Origin of the sequence: Frankia sp. AiPs1 (assembly GCF_023716945.1) — a bacterium.
GTDB lineage: Bacteria > Actinomycetota > Actinomycetes > Frankiales > Frankiaceae > Frankia.
Genome location: NZ_JAMQQF010000521.1, coordinates 1 through 4,240 on the forward strand (window position 1 = coordinate 1; position 4,240 = coordinate 4,240).

The 4,240-nt window shown below is 71.1% G+C and carries 4 protein-coding genes; 1 reads left to right on the forward strand and 3 read right to left on the reverse strand.

All coding sequences use genetic code 11. The features are described 5' to 3' along the window. From ND748_RS26540 to ND748_RS26550, 3 genes are all read right to left on the reverse strand, one after another. The coding region (locus tag ND748_RS26540) for an NADH-quinone oxidoreductase subunit G (RefSeq protein ID WP_251748928.1) at positions 1-1,417 on the reverse strand (1,417 nt) is incomplete at its 3' end. Positions 1,418-1,419: 2 nt separating this feature from the next. Beyond that, positions 1,420-2,751, reverse strand: a complete 1,332-nt coding sequence (gene nuoF, locus ND748_RS26545) for an NADH-quinone oxidoreductase subunit NuoF (RefSeq protein ID WP_251748929.1) — start codon at positions 2,749-2,751, stop codon at positions 1,420-1,422. 2 nt (positions 2,752-2,753) lie between these two features. Continuing rightward, positions 2,754-3,512, reverse strand: coding sequence for a dolichyl-phosphate beta-glucosyltransferase (locus tag ND748_RS26550; RefSeq protein ID WP_251748932.1), 759 nt, complete (start codon positions 3,510-3,512; stop codon positions 2,754-2,756). Between the two features lie 541 nt (positions 3,513-4,053). Between ND748_RS26550 and ND748_RS26555 the strand changes: the two genes are divergently transcribed. Then, on the forward strand, positions 4,054-4,240 hold a 187-nt coding region (locus ND748_RS26555), incomplete at its 3' end, for a hypothetical protein (protein WP_251748931.1).

The window sequence follows — 4,240 nt, forward strand, 5'->3', positions numbered from 1 at the left end:
GATCGGTGTCGCGCGCGCCGGGGCCGGCCTCGGGGCACGCGTCGGTGAGCGCGTCGAGGACGGCGGGCTCGGCGCCGGGCTCGGTGAGGACCAGGGTCCCGGCGAGCTTGGCCAGCCCGCGGGTGACCAGCGGCGCGAGCGCGTGCACGGCGGTGGCGTGCTTGTCGGCGGCCTTGCGTAGCCGCAGGAAGACGATCGGCGACTCCTCCTCCGGTTCGAAGGCGACGAGCAGCACCGCCGGCGCCGCCTCCAGGTCGGCGTAGGTCACCCCGATGCCGGTGCCGGCGACCGCGTGGCCGAGGAACTGCTCCTCCTCGGCCGAGTGCGGCCGGGCCCGGAAGTCCACGTCGTTGGTGGCCAGCGCCACCCGGGTGAACTTGGCGTAGGCGTAGGCGTCCTCGCGGGTCAGCCGGCCACCGGCGAGCACACCGACGCCGTGCCGGTCGCGGCATTCGGCCAGCCCGCGGGCGGCGTACTCGAGCGCCTCGGACCAGGTCGCCTCGACGAGCTGCCCGGTGTCGTCGTCACGGATGAGCGGCGTGGTCAGCCGGTCGGCGGCGCGGGCGTACGTGAACGCGAAGCGGCCCTTGTCGCAGTTCCACTCCTCGTTGACCGCCGGGTCGTCGCCGGCGAGGCGGCGCATCACCTTGCCGCGGCGGTGGTCGGTGCGCAGGCTGCATCCCGACGCGCAGTGCTCGCACGCCGTCGGCGTGGAGATCAGGTCGAACGGGCGGGCGCGGAACCGGTAGGCGGCGCTGGTGAGCGCGCCGACCGGGCAGATCTGCACCGTGTTGCCGGAGAAGTAGGAGGAGAACGGCTGGCCGTCGCTGACCGCGACCTGCTCGGCGGCGCCGCGTTCGAACAGCTCGATGAACGGGTCGCCGGCGATCTGGGCGGAGAACCGGGTGCAGCGGGCACACAGCACGCAGCGTTCCCGGTCGAGCAGGATCTCGGTGGAGATCGCCAGCGGCTTCGGGTAGGCCCGCTTGGCCTCCTTGAACCGGGAGACGGCGCCGCCGTTGGCCATCGACTGGTTCTGCAACGGGCACTCGCCGCCCTTGTCGCAGATCGGGCAGTCCAGCGGGTGGTTGAGCAGCAGGAACTCGATGTTTCCGGCCTGTGCCTTGCGGGCCACCGGCGAGGTGAGCTGGGTCCGCACGACCATGTCGGCGGTGACGGTCGTCGTGCAGGAGGCGACCGGCTTGCGCTGGCCCTCCACCTCGACGATGCACTGCCGACAGGCGCCGACGGGGTCGAGCAGCGGATGGTCGCAGAACCGCGGGATCTCGATGCCGAGCAGCTCCGCCGCTCGGATGATCAGCGTGCCCTTGGGGACGCTGACCGGCAGCCCGTCGACGGTGAGGGTGACGAGATCCGCGGCGGCCGGCGCGGCCGGCTGGGATGGTGCGACGGTCATGATCAGTGCGCTCCCGCGTAGGCGCCCGGGGTGGTCGCGGCCGAGCCGTTGCCGGCCGCTTCGCCGCCCGGGGTGGGATCCGGCTTCGAGGTCACCGCGCTCACCGGGATGAACTCGTCCCGGAAGTACTTGATCCCCGACACGATCGGGGAGGTGGCCCCGTCGGCCAGCGCGCAGAACGCCCGGCCGAAGATGTTGTCGCAGGCGTCGACGAGGGTGTCGACGTCGGAGGCGTCGCCCTGCCCCCGCTCCAGCCGGGACAGGATCTGCACCATCCAGCTCGTGCCCTCGCGGCACGGGGTGCACTTGCCGCACGACTCGTGGGCGTAGAACTGGGTGAGTCGGCGGACGACACGGAGCATGTCGGTCGTCTCATCCATGATCATCAGGGCGGCGGTGCCGAGCAGCGACCCGGCCTCCTGCATGCCCTCGAAGTCGAGCGGGGCGTCGAGGTGCTCCGCGGTGAGCATCGGGGTGGACGACCCGCCCGGCGTCCACGCCTTGAGCGCGCGCCCGCCGCGCACCCCGCCGGCCAGCTCCAGCAACTCGCGCAGGGTGGTGCCCATCGGGACCTCGTACTGGCCGGGCCGGGTCACGTGGCCGGACAGACTGAAGATCTTCGGGCCCGGGGCACGTTCCCGGCCCATCGTGCGGAACCAGTCGACGCCGTAGTTGACGATGTAGGGCACGGTCGCGATCGTCTCGACGTTGTTGACGACGGTGGGGGACGCGTACAGCCCATGCGTCGCGGGGAACGGCGGGCGCAGCCGCGGCTGGCCGCGCCGGCCCTCCAACGAGTCGAGCAGGGCCGTCTCCTCGCCGCAGATGTAGGCGCCGGCGCCGGAGTGCACGACGAGCTCGAGGTCGAAGCCGCTGCCGAGGATGTCGCGGCCCAGGTAGCCGGCGGCGTACGCCTCGGCGACCGCGGCGCGCAGCCGGCGGGCGGCGTGGATCAGCTCGCCGCGCAGGTAGATGAACGCCCGGTTGGCCCGCACCGCGTAGGCGGCGATGATGATGCCCTCGACGAGCGAGTGCGGGTCGGCCTTCATCAGCGGAGCGTCCTTGCAGGTGCCGGGCTCGCCCTCGTCGGCGTTGATGACGAGGTAGTGCGGCTTGCCGTCGCCCTGCGGGATGAAGCCCCACTTCATTCCGGTGGGGAAGCCGGCGCCGCCGCGCCCGCGCAGCCCCGAGTCCTTGATGAGCTTGATGAGCTCGTCGGGGTCGCCGGCCAACGCCGTGCGCACCGCGACATAGCCGTCGAGCCGGCGGTAGGTCGCAAGCGTCCACGACTCCGGGGTGTTCCAGCGCCGGGTGAGGACCGGGGTGACGGGCATCGTCAGCTTCCCTTCCGCTCGGTGGAGGCGGTGGAGGCGGGGTTGGCGGGAACCACGAGGTCGGGCGCGGCGCGGCCCAGATAGCGACGGGCCCGCACCACGTCGACGATCATTGCCGGCGTGTGCCGGGTCACCCGGAACGTGCCACCGGGGATCTCCGCCCAGTGGATCGGGACCTCCGCGATGCGGTATCCGATCGAGCGGGCGATCGAGAGCACTTCGACGTCGAAGCCGAATCCCGATGAGCGGGCGAGGCTGAACAGCAGCTTCGCCTCCTGCCCACGGAACGCCTTGAATCCGCACTGGGTGTCCGCGACGTCCAGGCTGGCCAGCGATCGGGTGATCTGGTTGAAGGCCCAGCTGCCGACCCGACGGCCGTTGCTGCGCACTGCACCGGCGCCGATGCGCCGCGAGCCGAGTGCCACCTCGGCGTGTTCCAGAGCGGCCAGCAACAACGGCAGATCGTTGACGTCCGAGGCGCCGTCGGCGTCCATGAAGACGATCGAGGCACCGTGCGCGACCGACACCCCGGCGCGCACCGCCGCGCCCTTGCCCGAGTTCCACGGCAGCCGTAGCACTCGGCCGCCCGGCAAACCGGCAAGATGCCCCTCCGCGACGGCGGCGGTGCCGTCGGTACTCCCATCATCGACCAAGATCACTTCGGCGTCGGGAATCTTGCGCATCACCGACACCAGCTCGATCAGCAAACCGGGCAGGCGCATCGCCTCGTTGTAGGCCGGGATGATGACGCTGACAGGCACGCTGTCCAAGACTCAACTCCTAGGCTGCGACGGCGGGACCGGTGACAGACACCAACGAGGGCGCAGCGATTGGTGACGGCTGGACGAGATCAGCATGCAGTTTCAGGCGATTCACCGAGAGTGTCAATGTATGCGCACCAAAGTCCGCCATCCTGACCTCCGTCCCCTTCAGCCGCGGCAGGCACTTATCGGCCATACATTGGCTTATCGGGCGCTCTCCCAGCGGCGCCCAGCATACGGACACCGATGAACAGATCGGACAGCGGGTGGATGACGCCACGCCACGCGGACCGAAATGATCGATCACGGAAAGCGACGAGTTCCCGACGGTCAGATATCCGCCCGGACTCGTGAACAACAAGGAATAGCCACCTGGAGCACTACGCGGGCATTACTGCGGCACCGATTCGCCACGGCCGCGGAGCCGGCACAGGTGACCGGCATATCAGCCCACCACGAGTTACGATCACGACGCCGACGGCAGGCGGCGCCGTCGTGCCCGGCTGGCGGCGCCGCGGGGACCGCAGCCGAAGGAGGGCACATGCCGCCACCCGAACGTGCCGCCCGCCCGCGGGTGCGACCGCCCCACGTCGGCGATCGCGATCCCGACGCTCAGCTACGCGGCCTGGTCGGCGCCGGACGCTCGCGGCTGCCCCCGGCGACGGCGATGCGGGCGCGCGACGCCGCCCGGCCCAACGCCGACGAGCTCGCCGAGGCGGAACGGGTGG

Bases quoted from the DNA above. Each gene is read 5' to 3' on its own strand.
- nuoF (WP_251748929.1), bottom strand. From the start codon at position 2,751: ATGCCCGTCACCCCGGTCCTCACCCGGCGCTGGAACACCCCGGAGTCG.